Source organism: Bradyrhizobium sp. USDA 4011 (genome assembly GCF_054063415.1).
On sequence record NZ_JBSSGG010000001.1, the window covers coordinates 8,236,568 to 8,254,101 of the forward strand.

14 protein-coding genes are annotated in these 17,534 nt (G+C 64.0%); 10 read left to right on the top strand and 4 right to left on the bottom strand.

The genetic code is table 11. The features are described 5' to 3' along the window. The 8 genes from nuoL (at position 1) to mtnK (ending at position 9,791) form a co-directional block, all read left to right on the top strand. On the top strand, positions 1-2,088 hold the full coding sequence (gene nuoL, locus ACVW1C_RS39170; protein ID WP_456762779.1) for an NADH-quinone oxidoreductase subunit L: 2,088 nt from the start codon (positions 1-3) through the stop codon (positions 2,086-2,088). Then, positions 2,089-3,603: an NADH-quinone oxidoreductase subunit M gene (locus tag ACVW1C_RS39175; protein WP_456762780.1), complete on the top strand. Its 1,515-nt coding sequence runs from the start codon at positions 2,089-2,091 to the stop codon at positions 3,601-3,603. Positions 3,604-3,614: 11 nt separating this feature from the next. Beyond that, on the top strand, positions 3,615-5,051 hold the full coding sequence (nuoN, locus tag ACVW1C_RS39180; RefSeq protein ID WP_456762781.1) for an NADH-quinone oxidoreductase subunit NuoN: 1,437 nt from the start codon (positions 3,615-3,617) through the stop codon (positions 5,049-5,051). A 144-nt stretch (positions 5,052-5,195) separates the two neighbouring features. After that, positions 5,196-6,002: a biotin--[acetyl-CoA-carboxylase] ligase gene (locus ACVW1C_RS39185; RefSeq protein ID WP_456762782.1), complete on the top strand. Its 807-nt coding sequence runs from the start codon at positions 5,196-5,198 to the stop codon at positions 6,000-6,002. Then, a complete protein-coding gene (locus tag ACVW1C_RS39190; protein ID WP_456762783.1) occupies positions 6,002-7,672 on the top strand; it encodes a ribonuclease J in 1,671 nt (556 codons plus the stop codon). The genes ACVW1C_RS39185 and ACVW1C_RS39190 overlap by 1 nt, the downstream gene beginning before the upstream one ends. A 42-nt stretch (positions 7,673-7,714) precedes the next feature. Then, complete coding sequence (gene mce, locus ACVW1C_RS39195) at positions 7,715-8,119, top strand: methylmalonyl-CoA epimerase (RefSeq protein WP_456762784.1); 405 nt, start codon at positions 7,715-7,717, stop codon at positions 8,117-8,119. A gap of 6 nt (positions 8,120-8,125) precedes the next feature. After that, positions 8,126-8,410, top strand: a complete 285-nt coding sequence (locus ACVW1C_RS39200) for a DUF1467 family protein (protein ID WP_456762785.1) — start codon at positions 8,126-8,128, stop codon at positions 8,408-8,410. 76 nt (positions 8,411-8,486) lie between these two features. Next, complete coding sequence (mtnK, locus tag ACVW1C_RS39205; protein ID WP_456762786.1) at positions 8,487-9,791, top strand: S-methyl-5-thioribose kinase; 1,305 nt, start codon at positions 8,487-8,489, stop codon at positions 9,789-9,791. 342 nt (positions 9,792-10,133) lie between these two features. Here the strand turns inward: mtnK and ACVW1C_RS39210 are convergent, their stop codons facing one another. From ACVW1C_RS39210 to ACVW1C_RS39225, 4 genes are all read right to left on the bottom strand, one after another. Beyond that, entirely contained in the window at positions 10,134-11,168 is a 1,035-nt protein-coding gene (locus ACVW1C_RS39210; protein ID WP_456762787.1) for an ABC transporter permease, read from the bottom strand. Positions 11,169-11,180: 12 nt separating this feature from the next. Further along, complete coding sequence (locus ACVW1C_RS39215) at positions 11,181-12,683, bottom strand: sugar ABC transporter ATP-binding protein (protein ID WP_456762788.1); 1,503 nt, start codon at positions 12,681-12,683, stop codon at positions 11,181-11,183. 9 nt (positions 12,684-12,692) lie between these two features. Beyond that, complete coding sequence (locus ACVW1C_RS39220; protein WP_420964200.1) at positions 12,693-13,727, bottom strand: sugar ABC transporter substrate-binding protein; 1,035 nt, start codon at positions 13,725-13,727, stop codon at positions 12,693-12,695. Positions 13,728-13,842: 115 nt separating this feature from the next. Then, positions 13,843-14,241 carry a globin gene (locus ACVW1C_RS39225; RefSeq protein ID WP_456762789.1) on the bottom strand — a complete coding sequence of 133 codons (399 nt, stop codon included), beginning with the start codon at positions 14,239-14,241 and terminating at the stop codon, positions 13,843-13,845. Between the two features lie 209 nt (positions 14,242-14,450). Between ACVW1C_RS39225 and ACVW1C_RS39230 the strand changes: the two genes are divergently transcribed. Together ACVW1C_RS39230 and ACVW1C_RS39235 are read left to right on the top strand one after the other, a co-directional pair. Next, a complete protein-coding gene (locus ACVW1C_RS39230; RefSeq protein ID WP_456762790.1) occupies positions 14,451-15,071 on the top strand; it encodes a DUF2946 domain-containing protein in 621 nt (206 codons plus the stop codon). Positions 15,072-15,215: 144 nt separating this feature from the next. Beyond that, positions 15,216-17,534, top strand: a complete 2,319-nt coding sequence (locus tag ACVW1C_RS39235) for a TonB-dependent receptor family protein (RefSeq protein ID WP_456762791.1) — start codon at positions 15,216-15,218, stop codon at positions 17,532-17,534.

The window sequence follows — 17,534 nt, forward strand, 5'->3', positions numbered from 1 at the left end:
ATGATACAGGCAATCGTATTTCTGCCTCTGCTGGGAGCCATTCTCGCGGGGATCATCTCGCTGGTCGGCGCGCATGCGCGCTGCCCGAGCGGCGACACCGTCGACCATCACGACGACGCGCATGGCGACGCCCATGCGTCGGCGGCCCATAATGATCAAGGTGGTGACGATCACGGCCATGACGACCATGGCCATGACGACCACCATGTCGCCGAGCCGGCGGCGGCGGGCTCCCGGCTGGCCGAGCTGATCACCACGGGCTTGCTGTTCGTCTCGGCAGCGCTGTCCTGGTTCACGCTGGTCGATGTCGGCTTCATGCATCATGACGCGCGCGTCGTGCTGCTGCCCTGGATCACCTCGGGCGACCTGCAGGTGGCCTGGACTCTGCGCGTCGATACCCTGACGGCGGTGATGCTGGTCGTGGTCAACACCGTGTCCGCGCTGGTCCACCTCTATTCCATCGGCTACATGGACGAGGACCCGAACCGGCCGCGCTTCTTCGGTTATCTCTCACTGTTCACCTTCGCGATGCTGATGCTGGTGACGTCGGACAACCTGGTGCAGCTGTTCTTCGGCTGGGAGGGCGTTGGTCTGGCGAGCTATCTGCTGATCGGGTTCTGGTACCAGAAGCCGTCGGCCAATGCGGCGGCGATCAAGGCGTTCGTGGTCAACCGCGTCGGCGACTTCGGCTTCGCGCTCGGCATCTTCGCGATCTTCGCGCTGGTCGGCTCGACCGACTTCGAGACCATCTTCCATGCCGCGCCTGGGCTGACCGGCAAGACCATCGACTTCTTCGGCTGGCACCCTGACGCGCTGACGCTGACCTGTCTGTTCCTGTTCATGGGCGCGATGGGCAAGTCGGCCCAGTTCCTGCTGCACACCTGGTTGCCGGACGCGATGGAAGGCCCGACCCCGGTGTCGGCGCTGATCCATGCCGCGACCATGGTCACCGCCGGCGTCTTCATGGTGGCGCGGCTGTCGCCGCTGTTCGAGCTGTCGCCGACCGCGCAGGCGGTGGTGATGTTCTTCGGCGCGACCACGGCGTTCTTCGCCGCGACGATCGGCCTCGTGCAGAACGACATCAAGCGCATCGTCGCCTATTCGACCTGTTCGCAGCTCGGCTACATGTTCGTGGCGATGGGAGCGGGGGCCTATTCGGTCGGCATGTTCCATCTGTTCACGCACGCCTTCTTCAAGGCGCTGCTGTTCTTAGGGTCAGGCTCGGTGATCTACGCGATGCACCACGAGCAGGACATCCGCAACATGGGCGGCCTGTGGCGCAAGATCCCGTACACGTTCGCGGTGATGTGCATCGGCACGCTGGCGCTGACCGGCTTTCCGCTGTTCGCCGGCTACTTCTCCAAGGACGCGATCATCGAGGCGGCTTACGCGGCGCATAATCCGTTCGCGACCTACGCGTATCTCTTGACCATCGTGGCTGCCGGCCTGACCTCGTTCTACTCCTGGCGTCTGATCTTCAAGACGTTCTTCGGCGAGCCGCACGACCAGAAGCACTATGAGGCCGCGCATGAGAGCCCGGTGTGGATGCTGGTGCCGATCGGCGTGCTCGCCGCCGGCTCGATCCTCGCGGGCCTTCCGTTCAAGGAAGTGTTCGCCAGCCCGCACGGCGTCGAGGAGTTCTTCCGCGAGTCCATCAAGATGAACCCGCATATCCTCGAGGATATGGAGCACATGCCGAGCTGGCTCGCGCCGCTGCCCACCGTGATGATGGCGCTCGGCCTGTTCGTCTCGTACCTGTTCTACGTCCGCAGGCCGTATCTGCCGGTCGAGCTCGCGAACCAGCAGCCGATGCTGTACCAGTTCCTGCTCAACAAATGGTACTTCGACGAGCTGTACGACTGGATGTTCGTGCGCCCGGCAAAGTGGCTCGGCTATACGCTGTGGAAGAAGGGCGATGGCTTCGTCATCGACGGCTTCGGTCCGGACGGCGTCTCGGCCCGCGTACTCGACGTTACCCGCAACGTCGTGAAATTGCAGACCGGCTACCTCTATCACTACGCGTTCGCGATGCTGATCGGGGCCGCCGGATTGATCACCTGGTTCATGTTCGGCTTGGGAGGCCAGTAAATGACAACCTGGCCCATCCTTTCCGTCACGACCTTCCTGCCGGTGGTCGGCGCGATCCTGGTCTACTTCTTGGCGCGGGGCGGCGACGAGACCGCGAGCCGCACGGCGCGCTGGATCGCGCTGTGGACCACGCTGATCACCTTCGCGGTGTCGCTGATCCTGGTCGTGCGTTTCGATCCCGCGCAGACCGACTTCCAGTTCGTCGAAAAGACATCCTGGCTCGCCACCGGCATCACCTATCACATGGGCATCGACGGCATCTCGCTGCCGCTGATCATCCTGACCACCGCGATCATGCCGCTCTGCATCATCGCGAGCTGGAAGTCGGTGACGCAGCGCGTCGGCGAATACATGATGGCGTTCCTGATCCTGGAAACGCTGATGGTCGGCACCTTCTCGGCGCTCGACCTCGTGCTGTTCTATCTGTTCTTCGAGGGCGGCCTGATCCCGATGTTCCTGATCATCGGCGTCTGGGGCGGCCCGCGCCGGGTCTACGCTTCGTTCAAGTTCTTCCTCTACACGTTCCTCGGCTCGGTCTTGATGCTGCTCGCCATCATGGCGCTGTACTGGAACGCCGGCACCACGGACATCCCGACCCTGATGCACACCGCGGTTCCGCGCTCGATGCAGACCTGGGCGTGGCTCGCCTTCTTCGCCTCGTTCGCGGTGAAGATGCCGATGTGGCCGGTGCACACCTGGCTGCCTGATGCGCATGTCGAGGCGCCGACGGCGGGCTCGGTGATCCTGGCCGCGATCCTGCTGAAGATGGGCGGCTACGGCTTCCTGCGCTTCTCGCTGCCGATGTTCCCGCTGGCCTCGCACGACTTCGCGCCGTTTGTGTTTACGCTGTCGGTCATCGCCATCATCTACACCTCGCTGGTGGCGATGATGCAGGAGGACATGAAGAAGCTGATCGCGTACTCGTCCGTCGCGCATATGGGCTTCGTCACCATGGGCATCTTCGCGGTGACCACGCAGGGCGTCGCCGGCGGCATGTTCCAGATGATCTCGCACGGCATCGTCTCCGGCGCGCTGTTCCTCTGCGTCGGCATTGTCTACGACCGCATGCACACCCGCGAAATCGCGGCCTATGGCGGCCTCGTCAACCGGATGCCGCTCTATGCGATGACCTTCATGGTCTTCACCATGGCCAATGTCGGTCTGCCCGGCACGAGCGGATTCGTCGGCGAGTTCATGACCTTGCTCGGCACTTTCAAGATCTCGCTGCCGACGGCGTTCTTCGCCACCACGGGCGTGATCCTGTCGGCCTGCTACGCGCTCTGGCTCTACCGCAAGGTGGTGTTCGGCGCGCTGGTCAAGCCGTCGCTGATGTCGATCAAGGATCTGACCTTCCGCGAATGCGTGACGCTGTTCCCGCTGATCGCGCTGACCATCCTGTTCGGCGTCTATCCGAAGCCGGTGCTCGACATGTCGGCCGCCTCGGTCCAGCAGCTCGTCAACAATTACAACACCGCCGTGACTGCCGTGAAGGCAGCCGCGCTGGTTACGCAGTAAGGCCTTAGCCCATGAGCTTTTCCAGTGCAGGTTATCAGTTGCAGCCGGTACTGCCGGAGCTGGTGCTGGCGGTCGGCGCCATGGTGCTGTTGATGATCGGAGCCTATCGCGGGCAGGGCACGACCCGGCTGATCACCGCGCTCGCGGTGTGTCTCCTGGTCCTGACCGGCGTGCTGGAACTCTGGCTGCCGGCCGGCAAGCTCGTCACCTTCGGCGGCAGCTTCATCGTCGACGATTTCGCCCGCTTCCTGAAGACCCTCGCCTTGATCGCCTCGGCGGCAACGCTGATCCTGTCGACCGAGTACCTGTCCCAGCCGTCGACCCGCAATTTCGAGTTTTCGATCCTGGTGCTGCTGTCGACGCTCGGCATGATGGTGCTGATCTCGGCCGGCGACCTGATTTCGCTCTATCTCGGCCTCGAACTGATGAGCCTTGCGCTCTACGTCGTCGCCGCCAGCCAGCGCGACAATGCCAAGTCGAGCGAGGCCGGCCTGAAGTATTTCGTGCTCGGTGCGTTGTCCTCGGGCATGCTGCTCTACGGCGCCTCGCTGATCTACGGCTTCACCGGCACCGTCAGCTTCGCCGGCATCGCGGCGGCCGCGACATCAGGCAGCATCGGCATCGTGTTCGGCCTGGTGTTCCTGCTCGCCGGCCTCTGCTTCAAGGTCTCGGCGGTGCCGTTCCATATGTGGACGCCCGACGTCTATGAGGGCGCACCGACGCCGGTGACGGCGTTCTTCGCCTCGGCGCCGAAGGTCGCCGCGCTCGCCGTGTTCACCCGTGCGACGCTGACCGCGTTCCCGGGCATCGTCACCCAGTGGCAGCAGATCCTGGTGTTCGTGGCGATCGCCTCGATGGCGCTGGGCTCGTTCGCGGCGATCGGCCAGTCCAACATCAAGCGGCTGATGGCCTATTCGTCGATCGGCCATATGGGCTTTGCGCTGGTCGGCCTCGCCTCCGGCACGGTCGAGGGCGCGCAGGGCGTCTTGATCTACATCGCGATCTATGTGGCGATGACGCTCGGCACCTTCTCAATCATCCTTGCCATGAAGCGGAACGGCCAGGCGCTGGAGCAGATCAGTGATTTCGCCGGCCTGTCCCGCACCAACCCACTGATCGCCTTCATTTTCGCGATGCTGCTGTTCTCGCTCGCCGGCGTGCCGCCGCTCGCCGGCTTCTTCGGCAAATGGTACGTGTTCGTCGCCGCGATCAAGGCCAATCTTTTCACGCTCGCGGTGATCGGCGTGCTGACCAGCGTGGTGGGCGCGTTCTATTATCTGTCGATCGTCAAGGTGATGTATTTCGACCAGCCGCTCGGCAAGCTCGACCCGGTCCGCGTCGAGCTGCGCACCGTGCTGGCGGTCGCAGGCATCTTCAATATCTTCTTCTTCGCCTATCCGGGACCGCTGGTGAGCGTGGCCACGGCGGCGGCGAAGTCGTTGTTCTAAAGTGTTTTCGTGCGAAGTGGACACCGGTTCGCGTGAAGAAAACGCGTCAAAAAAACAACTCAGGGCCGCATCACGCGGCCCTGACGCGTATGATTCCGGACACGGAGGCTGGCTTTCGGACCGGATCATGCGCATAACCTTAACATGAACTTCACGCTCGGACCTCGGGCCATTGCGGCGGGCTATAAGCTCGCCGCCTTCGATCAGATCGGCTCGACCAATGCCGAGGCGATGCTGCGCGCCCGCGATGGCGAACGCGGGCCGATGTGGTTCGTGACGCCGGAGCAGACTGCCGGCCGCGGACGCCGTCAGCGGGTCTGGGTCGCACCGCGCGGCAATCTCGCCAGCAGCATTCTCGAGGTGACCGACGTTCAACCTGCGGTTGCCGCGACGCTCGGCTTTGCCGCTGGGCTGTCGCTCGAAGCCGCGTTGCGGAAGGTCGGCATCGAGGCGGCGCTGCGGCTCGGGCCGGACAGCCCGAAATTCACCCTGAAATGGCCGAACGACGTCCTGGCCAACGGCAGGAAGCTCTCGGGCATCCTGCTGGAGGCCGAGGCGGTCGGCGACCGGCTTGCAGTCGTCGTCGGCATCGGCACCAACGTCATTGCGGCGCCCGAGGGTACGCCGACGCCAGCGGTATCGCTCGCTGCGCTCGGCATCCAGATCGGTGCGGAAGAGCTGTTTGTGGCGTTGTCAGATGCTTGGGTCGAGTTTCGCGGCATCTGGGACGATGGCCGCGGCTTTCCGGATATCCGCAGGCTGTGGCTGGAGCGCGCAGCCGGCCTCGGCGACAAGGTCGCGGTCCAGACCGGCATGGCGACCGTTGAAGGTACCTTTGACACCATCGACGACACCGGCTGCCTGATCGTCCGCACCGCGGCCGGGCAGCGCTTGCCCGTAACGGCCGGCGAGGTCTATTTCGGCACCGCAGCCACAGTGAGGGCCAACTGATGGCGCGACCTGACGAGCTTACCTTTGCACCGCTCGGCGGCGTCGGCGAGATCGGCATGAATTTGTCGATCTATGGGCTCGGCAACCGGCACCAGCGCTCGTTCCTCGCGGTCGATCTCGGCGTCTCCTTTGGCGACGAAGAGCATCTGCCGGGCATCGACCTGATCATGCCGGATGTCCGCTTCCTGGAGAAGGAGCGCAACAATCTGATGGGCCTCGTGCTGACGCACGCCCATGAGGACCATTTCGGCGCGATCATGGATCTCTGGCCGAAGCTCGGCTGCAAGATCTACGCGACGCAGTTCAGCGCGGCGCTGTTCGAGGCCAAATGCGCCGCCGAGCGCAATCCGCCGAAGATCCCGATCACGGTGATCCCGTCCGGCGGGCGCGTCGATATCGGCCCGTTCAATGTCGAGTTCATCCCGGTCGCGCATTCGATTCCGGAATCGCACGCGCTGGCGATCAAGACCGATGTCGGCACCGTGCTGCATACCGGCGACTGGAAGATCGATCCGACCCCGATCATCGGCCTGCCGACCGACGAGCGGCGGCTGCGCGAGCTCGGTGACGAAGGCGTGCTGGCGCTGGTCGGCGATTCCACCAACGCGGTGCGTGACGGGCGCTCGCCCTCGGAGACCGAGGTTGCCGCGACGATCAAGAAGCTCGTCAAGGCAGCCAAGGGCCGGGTCGCAGTCACCACCTTCGCCTCCAATGTCGCCCGCGTGAGGGCGGTGGCGGACGCCGCGAACGCTGCCGATCGCGAGGTCGTCGTGGTCGGCCGCGCCATGGAGCGCGTGGTGCAGGTCGCGCGCGAATGCGGCTATCTCGACGGCTCGCACAAGTTCCGCAGCGCAGACTATTACGGCCATTTCCCGGCCGACAAGGTGCTGGCGCTGTGCACCGGCAGCCAGGGCGAACCCCGAGCCGCGTTGGCGCGGATCGCTAATGACGACCATCCGCAGGTGACCCTGAACCGGGGGGACACCGTGATCTTCTCCTCCCGCACCATTCCCGGCAACGAGAAGGCGGTCGGCGGCATCATCAACGGGCTGGTGACGCAGGGCGTCGAAATCATCACCGACCGCGAGCATCTGGTGCACGTCTCCGGCCATCCACGCCGTGACGAGCTGCGCGACATGATCTCCTGGGTGCGGCCGCAGCTCCTGATTCCGGTGCATGGCGAGGCGCTGCATCTCGCCGAGCACGCCAAGCTGGCACGTGCCGCGGGCGTCCCCAAGGTCCTGACCTGCCGCAACGGCGACCTCGTCAAGCTCGGGCCCGGCGATCCCGGCATCGTCGGCGAAGTGCCGTCGGGACGGCTCTACAAGGACGGAACCATTCTTGAGGATTCCAAGTCGCGCGCCGTGGTCGAGCGGCGGCGGATGGGTTTTGCCGGCTGCGCCTTCGTCGCAATCGCCATGACCGCGCAGGGCGAGATGGTCGACGATCCCGAGGTTGATCTCGTCGGCATGCCGGAGAAAAATGCCGCGGGCGAATTGTTCGACGACATCGTGTTCGATGTCGTGGTATCGACGATCGAGGGCCTGCCCCGGCCGCGGCGCCGCGATCCGGACGCACTCGGGGAATCGGTGCGCCGTGCGGTGCGGGCCGCGCTGAACGAGCAGTGGGGCAAGAAGCCGATCTGCGTCGTGCACGTACTGACGGTCTGACATACACCTTCAAGGCGTGCGCAACGACAAAGGGAGAGAGATATGCTGGGCCGCCTCAATCACGTCGCCATCGCGGTCAAGGACGCCAGGCAGGCCGCCAAGATCTACGGCGCGGCCTTCAATGCCGAGATTTCCGATGCGGTGCCGCTGCCGGAGCATGGCGTCATCACCGTGTTCGTGACGCTCCCCAACACCAAGATCGAGTTCATCGAGCCGCTCGGCGAGGCCTCGCCGATCGCGAAGTTCGTCGAGCGCAACGCCGACGGCGGCATCCACCATGTCTGCTACGACGTGCCCGACATCATCGCGGCCCGCGACCGCATGATCGCCGAGGGCGCGCGGGTGCTGGGCGACGGCCAGCCGAAGATCGGCGCGCACGGCAAGCCGGTGCTGTTCTTCCACCCCAAGGACTTTTCCGGCGCCTTGGTCGAGATCGAACAGGCCTGAGCCCACATGGCGTACCAGATCTCCACCGGGCTTGCGATCTACTTCGTCCTTTGGTGGCTCGTGCTGTTCTTGACGCTGCCGTTCGGCATTCGCAGCCAGCACGAGGACGGCGTCGGCGCGCCCGGCACCGATCCCGGCGCGCCGATCCTGGCGCGTATGGGCCGCAAGCTGCTGTGGACCACGCTGCTGTCCGCCGTATTCTTCACGATCGGGATGTGGGCCTACTATGCCGGCTACCTCTCGGTCGATCGGCTCTCGAGGCTGATGGGGATGCCGGAGTTCCACAACTGACGCAGAAGAGGCCGCAAAGGCCCGATAGCGGGAGCGGGGATCAACCTCGCCTCGCCAACAGGCGGAGGAGACGACGATGAACCTGCAGGCCCAACCAGGCTCCGGGCAGAGCGCCTATCGAATCCTACGCGAGGCCGATCTGCGCGACTATCTCGCGGGCCTTCCGGCCATCGTCACGCAGCTTGGCGCGGCGCCGGCCGACTGGTCGATAAGTGAGGTCGGTGACGGCAATCTCAACCTTGTCTTCATCGTCAAGGGCAGCATGGGCGGCATCGCCGTCAAGCAAGCGCTGCCTTACGTGCGGTTGGTCGGCGAGAGCTGGCCGCTGCCGCTGTCGCGGGCGCATTATGAGCATCTGGCGCTGGTGCATCAGGCGCGGCTGGCGCCAAAGCTTGTGCCGGAGGTGCTGCATCATGACGCGCCGCTTGCGCTCACCGCGATGCAATTGCTCGAGCCGCACATCATCATGCGCAGGGGCTTGATCGGCGCCACGCGTTATCCGCGCTTTGTCGAGGATATCTCGACCTTCCTGGCGCAGACGCTGTTCTTCACGTCCGATCTCGCGTTGTCGGCCGCGGAGAAGAAACAGGGGATTGCCGATTTCGCCGGCAACCACGCGCTCTGCAAGATCACCGAGGACCTGATCTTCACCGATCCCTATCGCATCGCCGAGCAGAACCGCTGGACCGCGCCATATCTCGACGCGACGGCGGCGGCGTTTCGCGAGGATCTCGACCTCCATGTCGCGATCTCCAGGCTCAAGCTGAAATTCATGGCGAGCCCCGAGGCGTTGCTGCACGGCGACCTGCACACCGGCTCGATTATGGTGACCGACGGCGAGACCAAGGTGATCGATCCCGAGTTTGCCTTCTATGGCCCGATGGGCTTCGACATCGGCGCCGTAATCGGCAATCTCCTGATGGCCTATCTGGCCTCCGCCGGCCATGAACGCACGCCGGGCGAGCGCGCAACATTCGAGGCCTGGGTGCTCGAAACCATCGAGGGCGTCTGGACCGAGTTCTCGCGCAAGTTTCTCGCGCTGTGGCGCAGCGAGGCGAAGGGCGACGGCTATCCGGTGTCGCTGTTCGCGGGCGAGGCCGGCGCCGCGCGGCTGGAAGCCGAAAGGCAGGCCTACATGGCGCAGCTGTTCCAGGACACGGTCGGCTTTGCTGCGGCCAAGACCATCCGGCGCATCCTTGGCCTCGCGCACAACATCGATTTCGAATGGATCGCGGACGACAAGCAGCGCGCGACCTGCGAGGCACGGGCCCTCAAGCTCGCGCGCAACATGATGCTGGAAGCAGCGTCCTGCACGACGATCGGCACCGTTACCTACGCCGCGCGCGAGCTGCGTCACTGGCAGCCGGATTTTGCCAGGTAGTTGGACGCGCGGAATGTAGGGGGTTAGCCGAAGGCGTAACCCGCCGCCGATCCATCACCAGTCGATGAGCCGCGTTCGGAGCAACATTGGCGGGTTACGCTGCGCTGCTGCGAGAACGCGAAGCTGCCTCCCCACACTCATCGTCGTCCTGGTGAAAGCCAGGGGACCCATTACCCCAAATGATCGTTTTGTGTGACGCTGGAACGACGAATCCCATTCACAACTCCTGCTGCGGAGTATGGGTCCTGGCTTTCGCCAGGACGACAGCGGTGGATCTGCCACGATATCGACAACTGGAGAGGATGAGCGCCTCCATCACCATCTGAGCTGGCCTCGGCAAGCTCACTCCGCCGTCTGCTCCCGAAGCCGCTGCGCGTAGACGTTGATGATCAGCGCCGCGAGCAGGATCAGGCCGCGGATCAGAATCTTCAGGAAGCTGTCGATGTTGACGTGGTCGAGGCCGTTGTTGAGCACGCCGAGCACGAACAGGCCGACGATGGTGTTGCCGATGCCGCCGCGGCCGCCGAACAGGCTGGTGCCGCCGACCACCACGGCCGCGATCGAATCCAGCAGGTAAGTATCGAATTCGTTCTGTTGCGCGCTGCCGAAATGCGCGACGCCGAGCATGCCGCCGATCCCCGAGCACACCGCCGAGATCACCATCACGCTGCCGAGAATGAGCTTGACGTTGAGACCGGCAAATTCGGCGGCCTCGCGGTTGCCGCCGACCATGTAGACGTAGCGGCCGAACCGCGTGTAGGTCAGCACCAGATGGCCGCTGAGCAGCATCACCGCGGCGACGATCACGATCCAGGGGATGCCGCCGATCGAGCCCGAGCCGAGCGTCGTGATCAGCGGCGGCACCTTGTAGGCGATCTGGCCGCGGACCAGCAGCGCCGAGACGCCGGCCGCGATCTGCATCATGGCCAGCGTCATGATGAAGGAGGGGATGCCGATCACGGTCAGGCCCAGCGCGTTGACGAGGCCGAGCAGCGCGCACAGCGCCAGCGCCAGCAGGATTGCGGCAAAGCCCGGCATCGGGATATTGGCGATGTTGACGTAGGATTCCTGCAACGTGAAATAGGCCACGGCAATGCCGGTGACGTTGGCGATGCTGGCGATCGACAGGTCGATCTCGGCACACAGGATCACGAAGGTAAGGCCGACCGCGATGATGCCGGTGACCGACACCTGCGTCAGGATATTGCCCAGATTGTCGATGGTCGCAAAGGACGGGCTTGCGATCGCGAAGAAGCCGCTGAGAAAGATCAGCGTCAGGAACGGCGCGATGTTGCGCATCTGCGAGCGCAGGAACGGCGCCAGCCCGCGCGGCCGCTGGTGATCGGCCGGGCTCGTCGCGCTGTCACTGCTTGCCATCATGCTACTCCATTAGGCCGCCTCGAGCAGCCGATCCTTGCTGACCGCTTCGCCGGCGAATTCGCGCACCACCGCACCGCGCTTGAGCACCAGGATCCGGTCGGCCAGCGACAGCACCGTTTCCGGCTCGGTCGACAGCACGATGATCGCCAGTCCCTTGGCGCGGAGGTCGCGCACGATGTTGATCACGTCGTTCTTGGCGCCGACATCCATGCCGCGGGTCGGCTCGCACAGCACCAGGAGGCGCGGCGGGTAGGTGAGCCATTTCGCCAGCGCCACCTTCTGCTGGTTACCACCGGAGAGCATGCCGAGATCGAGGCCGACCACCGGCGGCCTGATCTGCAACTGCTCGACCTGGCGCTGGGCGATGGCGCGCTCGCGCACCGGCTTGAGAAGCAGCGCCGAGATCCGCTCGAGGATGCTGATCGAGATATTCTTGTAGACCGGCTCCTGGTGGAACAGCATGGCGCGGCGGCTCTCCGGCACCAGCGCAACGCCGGCCCGGCGCGCCGCCGCGGTGCTGCGGAAGGTTTTGGCTGCACCATCGACGACAAGCGTTCCGCCGTCCGGTCGGAGCTTGCCGAACAGGATGCGCGACAGCTCTAGTTGGCCGCAGCCCATGAAGCCGTAGATGCCGAGCACTTCGCCGGCGCGAGCCTCGAACGAGACCTCCTGCAGGCTGCGGCGGAGCGAGAGCTGATCGACCTTCAGCACCGTCGAACCGCCACCCGGCTGCGGGAGCATCAGGTCATCGGTGTAGCTGTGCTCCAGCGCCTCGCCGCCGCGGCCGATCATGGCCTCGATCAGCGCGCCCTTGGTGGTGTCCGTGGATGCGGTCTCGGCGATCTTCCGCCCGTTGCGGAAAACTGTGACCACGTCGGAGACCCGCAGGATGTCCTCGATGAAATGCGAGATGAAGACGATGCTGGTGCCTTCGTCCCGGAGCCTGTGCAGCGTCGTGAACAGGCGCTCGACCTCGGGCGGGGAGAGGGCGGAGGTGGGCTCGTCGAGGATGATGATGCGCGCGCCGGAGAACAGCACGCGGGCGATCTCGATCAGCTGCTGCAGCCCGATCGGCAGGTCGCCGAGCCGCGTCATCGGATCGACGTCGATGCCAAACCGGGACAGCTGCTCGCCGGCCTCGCGGGCCATCCGCCGCCATTGCACGAAGCCGAGGCGGTTGGTCGGCTGGTTGCCGAGGAAGACGTTCTCGGCGACGGTGAGATCAGGCGCGACGCTGAGCTCCTGGTGCACCATGCCGATACCCGCGGCGTGGGCGTCGCGGGTGGAGCGGAAGCGGGTTTCCTTGCCGTCGAGCACGAAGCGGCCGGAGTACTCCGGGTGCACGCCGGCGATGATCTTCATTAGCGTGCTTTTTCCGGCGCCGTTCTCGCCGACGAGACCGTGGATCTCGCCGGCGTGCAGCGCGAAGTCGACCCCACGAAGGGCTTCGACACCGCCGAAGGCCTTCGTGATCTGGTTCAATTCGAGGATCGGGGAGCGTCCCTGCGACATGGAGACCGCTCAGATCAGGAAGTGATCCTCCATCCATTGCATGCCGGCAGCATTGGCCTTGGTCACGACGGGACCATCGGTCACGACGTTCTTCGGAATGCCCTGGCCGCTCTTCTCGCCGCCGACCACGGCCGCGACGCCCGCCACGATCGCGCCGCCATGGATGCGGCAGGACGGATTGCGTACGGTTGCGAACATGCGGCCTTCGCTGACCGCCTGGATCGCCGGCGGCATGGCGTCGACGCCGCCGATCAGGATGTTGGTGCGGTTGTGCGCCTTCATGATGTTGGCGGCGGCAAGCGCCATGTCGTCATTGTGGAAGAACGCCGCGTCGATCTGCGGATACTTCGTCAGATAGGTTTCCCAGAGCCGGGCGGTCTTGGAGACGTCCCAGTCGGCGGGCTGGGTATCCAGCACCTCGATGTTCGGGAACTGCTTGACGACGGAGTTGAAGCCCTTGGCGCGGCCCTGCGCGCCGGTGTGGCCGAGCGCGCCCTGGGTCATGATGACCTTGCCCTTGCCGCCGATCGCGTTGCACAGCGCCTGCGTCACCGAGGCGCCCATGAACTCGTTGTCGGGGGCGAGGAACGAATGGACGTTGATCTGGTCGAGCGGCGCGATCAGCGTGTCCATGTCGATCACGGGGGTGCCGGCGTCGATCATCTTCTGCACCGGCTGGGTCAGCGTGCCGATGCCGAACGCCTGGATCGCGACGAAGTCCCATTTCTGCGAGGCCATGTTGTCGATCGCGGCGCGCTGCTTGACGGCATCGAGCTGGCCGTCGAACCAGGTCACCTCGACATTGAACAGCTTGCCCCAGAACTCGGCGGCCTGCTTGCCCTGTGCGCACCACGTCGCCTGCAGTCCGGCGTTGGAGAACGCGGCCTTCAGCGGCTTTTCCGAACGTCCCATTTCGGCCGCGAGCGCGGACGTCACGCCCATTCCACCGAACAGGCCGGCCGCGGCTCCGCCTGCCGCCGCCAATTGCAGAAGGTCGCGCCGCGTCGTCGACGCCTTGTCCATCCCCTTGTCGGTCCCTGGCATTGTTTGCTCCCTCTTCGTTTTTCTGACCGTCGGCGTCAGTTGCACGCGCCGCGGATAAAGGGAGTGTGTCACAATCGGAACGGTGACGCTACGCCTTCGCGTCCACGAGATGCTTCTATTGCAGCACGATGGCCTCGATGTCGCGGAGCAGCTTGTGCCACGCAGCATCGATCGCGTCAGACCATTGCTCACCGAGAATGTCGCGCAAGCAGTCCGCGATCACGGCAAAGAATGCGACGAACAATTCGCGCGGCGTGCCGCAGGCATCATGCGAGAACACCTCGGATTCGATCAGGCGAAAATGTCCGCGGCGCTCGCCCGCGAAATCGAGGATCGCTTCGATCGCGAGCGCCAGCATCGAGCCTTTCACCGGCTCGCTGCCTTCGGTGCGAAACATCGCCTGCGCCTCGGGATGTTCGCGAAACAAGCGCTGGTACACCAACGGCGTCAGATCATCGCAAGCCGCTGCTGCGAGTTCAAAACTGCGCTCGATTGGATTCGATGATGGAGTCATAGTGCTTCGCGATCATCACACAAAAAAAGAGCAGGGCTCTAAGCCCTGCTCCAAAAATTGTGTCGACCCTATTTGCCCCAAAAATTCGGTTTGATCTTGATTGATGGGGTGACGCTGCTTGTGCGCGTCGGGCTCCTCCCGAGACTTGGACCACCAGGACACACCTCGCGGCTGGCCTGAGCCCGAATTGGTAGACTATCTTTCCAGCCTTGTCATCATTTTCGGCAACGATCGTTCAAATTTCGAGCAATCTGCGAAATGATTGGGATGGTGCCACCGGCGGTTGCGAAAGTGAGCCGAAAACACGTGACGGGGTAAGGGGATACAAAGGCCTGTGGAGCGGCCGTGACGCAAGTATCACGCCCGGCAATTTCCGTCAGCCGGAAGAAACGAGGGATGTCGATGATCTCGACTTCCGACGGCTGAGGTGGTTAGTTCCGTCCGGGATGGGTTTTGCGATGCGCCGGCGGCTGAAGATTCTTCTGCCCATAGTTCTGGTTGCCCTGCTGGTGCAGATTTTCGCACCGATCGGGGCCTGCTGGGCGACGAGCCTTGCTGCGTCAGATCCGCTCGCGGCCGCCACCATCTGCCATGGCAATGCCGGCTCCGGAGGCGGGCAGGGTGACCAGACCGGTCATGATGCCCATGACGGCTGCTGCTCGGCATGCAGCGTGCTGCAGACCGGTGCGCCCGTTGATCATCCGGAGACGACGGCTCAGGCCGTCGAGCGGCCTTCAACGCGCATCGCCTGGCTTGATTTCGCGGGCGAATTCGATCGTTGGCAGGCGCGCCTCTCCGCGCAAGCCCGCGCGCCGCCGGTTTTTTCCTGACGACGTTTTCGCTGCCGGTGCGCGTCGCGCGCCGGCGAGTGCCTTAGAGCAAGCCGGCCGCAGAGCCGGTGTCAGGATTCATTCATGTTTCGATTTCATCCGCGGGCCGGAGCCAGTGCGCTTACGCTGGGCGTCGGGCTTTCCATGCTAACAAGTTGGGCAGAGGCCCAGACGACCCTGCCGTCCGTCACGGTCGATGCGCCGCAGGCCGCGCGACCGAAACCGGCAAGGTCCAAGCCGAAGATCCACGCGGTTGCCGCCCGGCGGCCCGCAAGGCCGCTGGCGCCCTTGGCCGTGGCGGCGGCCGGCCGTGCGCAGCGCATCACGCCCAGCGCGGCGCGGGACAGGCTGAACCAGGCGCCCGCCGGTCAGACGCAAACCACCATCGACCGCAGCCAGTTCGAGAATCGGCCGGCCTTCTCGGTGGCGGACGTATTGCGCGACAGTCCGGGCATCTCGATCAAGCAGGGCAACGGCCCGCGCGATTTCGGCATCTCGATCCGCGGGTCGAATGCACGCAATGGCTTCGGCATCCGGAATCTCGTGATCTTCGACGACGGCTTTCCGGTCACTCAGCCGGACGGCCTGTCTCGCAGCGACCTGATCGATCCGCGCGCCTATGGCGCGATCGACGTGATCCGCGGGCCATCATCGGCGCTCTACGGCAACTATGCGACCGGCGGCGCGCTGAATTTCCGGACCCGGCCGGGCGGCACGATCGACGGCGTCGAATACGGCGTCGACGGCGGCAGCTTCGGTTATCTCAACAACTATCTGGCCGCAGGCAAGAAGGTCGGGAACTTCGAGGGCTCGCTGTTCGCCAGCGACGCGCGTGGCGACGGCTATATCGGCAACAGCTGGTTCAATACCCAGACAGTCAATTTCCTCGGCACCCTGCAGGCGACGCCGGACGACCGTTTCACGTTCAAACTGATCAACAACGATCTGACGACGCGCCTGCCGATCCGCTCGTCGCTCAATCAGTTCTACCAGAATCCGTTCCAGCAGGGCTGCACCACCGGCGCTACGGCCGCGGCGGGATGCGGAACCGTCTCTCTGTTCAACAACGGCTTTAACGGAACCAAATCCACCGAGACTGCGCTTCAAGCTGGCCTCGGCCGAGATGACCGCCGGACGATCGTTGGGGGCCGCTGGGAACACGATTTCGACAACACGACTACGTGGCGCAACCAATTCGTCTTCGACGACCGGAACATCAATCAGCCGACGGGATCGACTAGCGCGCTGGGTGACTATCCGTCGTACAATTTCATGAGCGATTTGACCAAGCGCGGCGAATTGTTCGGAATGGATTCGACCACGATGGTCGGGGGTTGGTACAACACCCTCACGACGACCGGTACGACCTGGAACGTTTCGTCCGCAGGCAATGCGACACTCGGACTGCCACAGAGCAGGCTGTACCAATCGACAACCAACTATGGCGTCCGGGCGCGGGAAGAAATCAAGCTGATTCCATCGGTGACGGCGATCGCTGGGATCGGTTGGGAAACGACCACACTAAACGGTGTCAACACTGCGCTGTCCTATCCGGTCATCAACAATCCCGCAATCGTGGGAGCGACCGTGACGCAAGCGGCACCTGTGTTCACCAACACTGCGCCGGAGTTCGCGCTCGTCTACAAGCCGGACAACGAATGGCAGCTACGTGCTCGCGTGGCGACCGGCTACGGCACGCCGCAGGTCAGCAATCTGTTCGTTCTGCCGAGTGGGTCATCGGGCAACAACACGTCGCTCAAAACCCAGACCAACCTCGGTTACGACCTCGGCGCGGATTGGTCGCCCAACAAGAGCGTGAAGGTCAGCGCCACCGCCTTCTACGAATTCTTCAACAATGAACTTGTTTCTCAGGCGACGCCTGTGGCGGGAGTTACATACACCTTCAACGCACCGCGCTCGGAACATCGCGGCGTTGAGCTCGCCGCTCAATGGGGCTTTTATCAGGGGTGGCGGCTCACGGCGGCCTACACCTATCTAGACGAAGTATATACCGACTACACGGAAAGCATCAGCCGCTTCACATTCAATCGGGTCGGCAACAAGATTCCCGGCATTTCGCCGAACGAGCTGACGGCACGGCTTGGCTACGACCAGCCGTCGGGTCCGTTGCAGGGGCTTGGCGGCTTCGTCGAAGTCCAGTGGAAGGATGGCTTCTACATGGACAACGCCAATCTGCTGCGGGCGCCGGGTTACGAGCTGGTCAACCTCAACGTTCACTACAAGACCGATCTGATCTCCGACTATTTCAAGTCGCTGAATCTGTATCTCGAGGTGCGGAACGTGTTCGATCGAACCTACATCGCCTCGGCCAACAACATCGCCGATTCGGTGACGGCGGCGGGCGTTCAAAATCCTGCGAGCGTACTGGCGAACACCACCGGCTCGATCTATGCCGGATCGCCGCGGGCGTTCGTCGCGGGCATGAAGATCGCGTTCAAATGA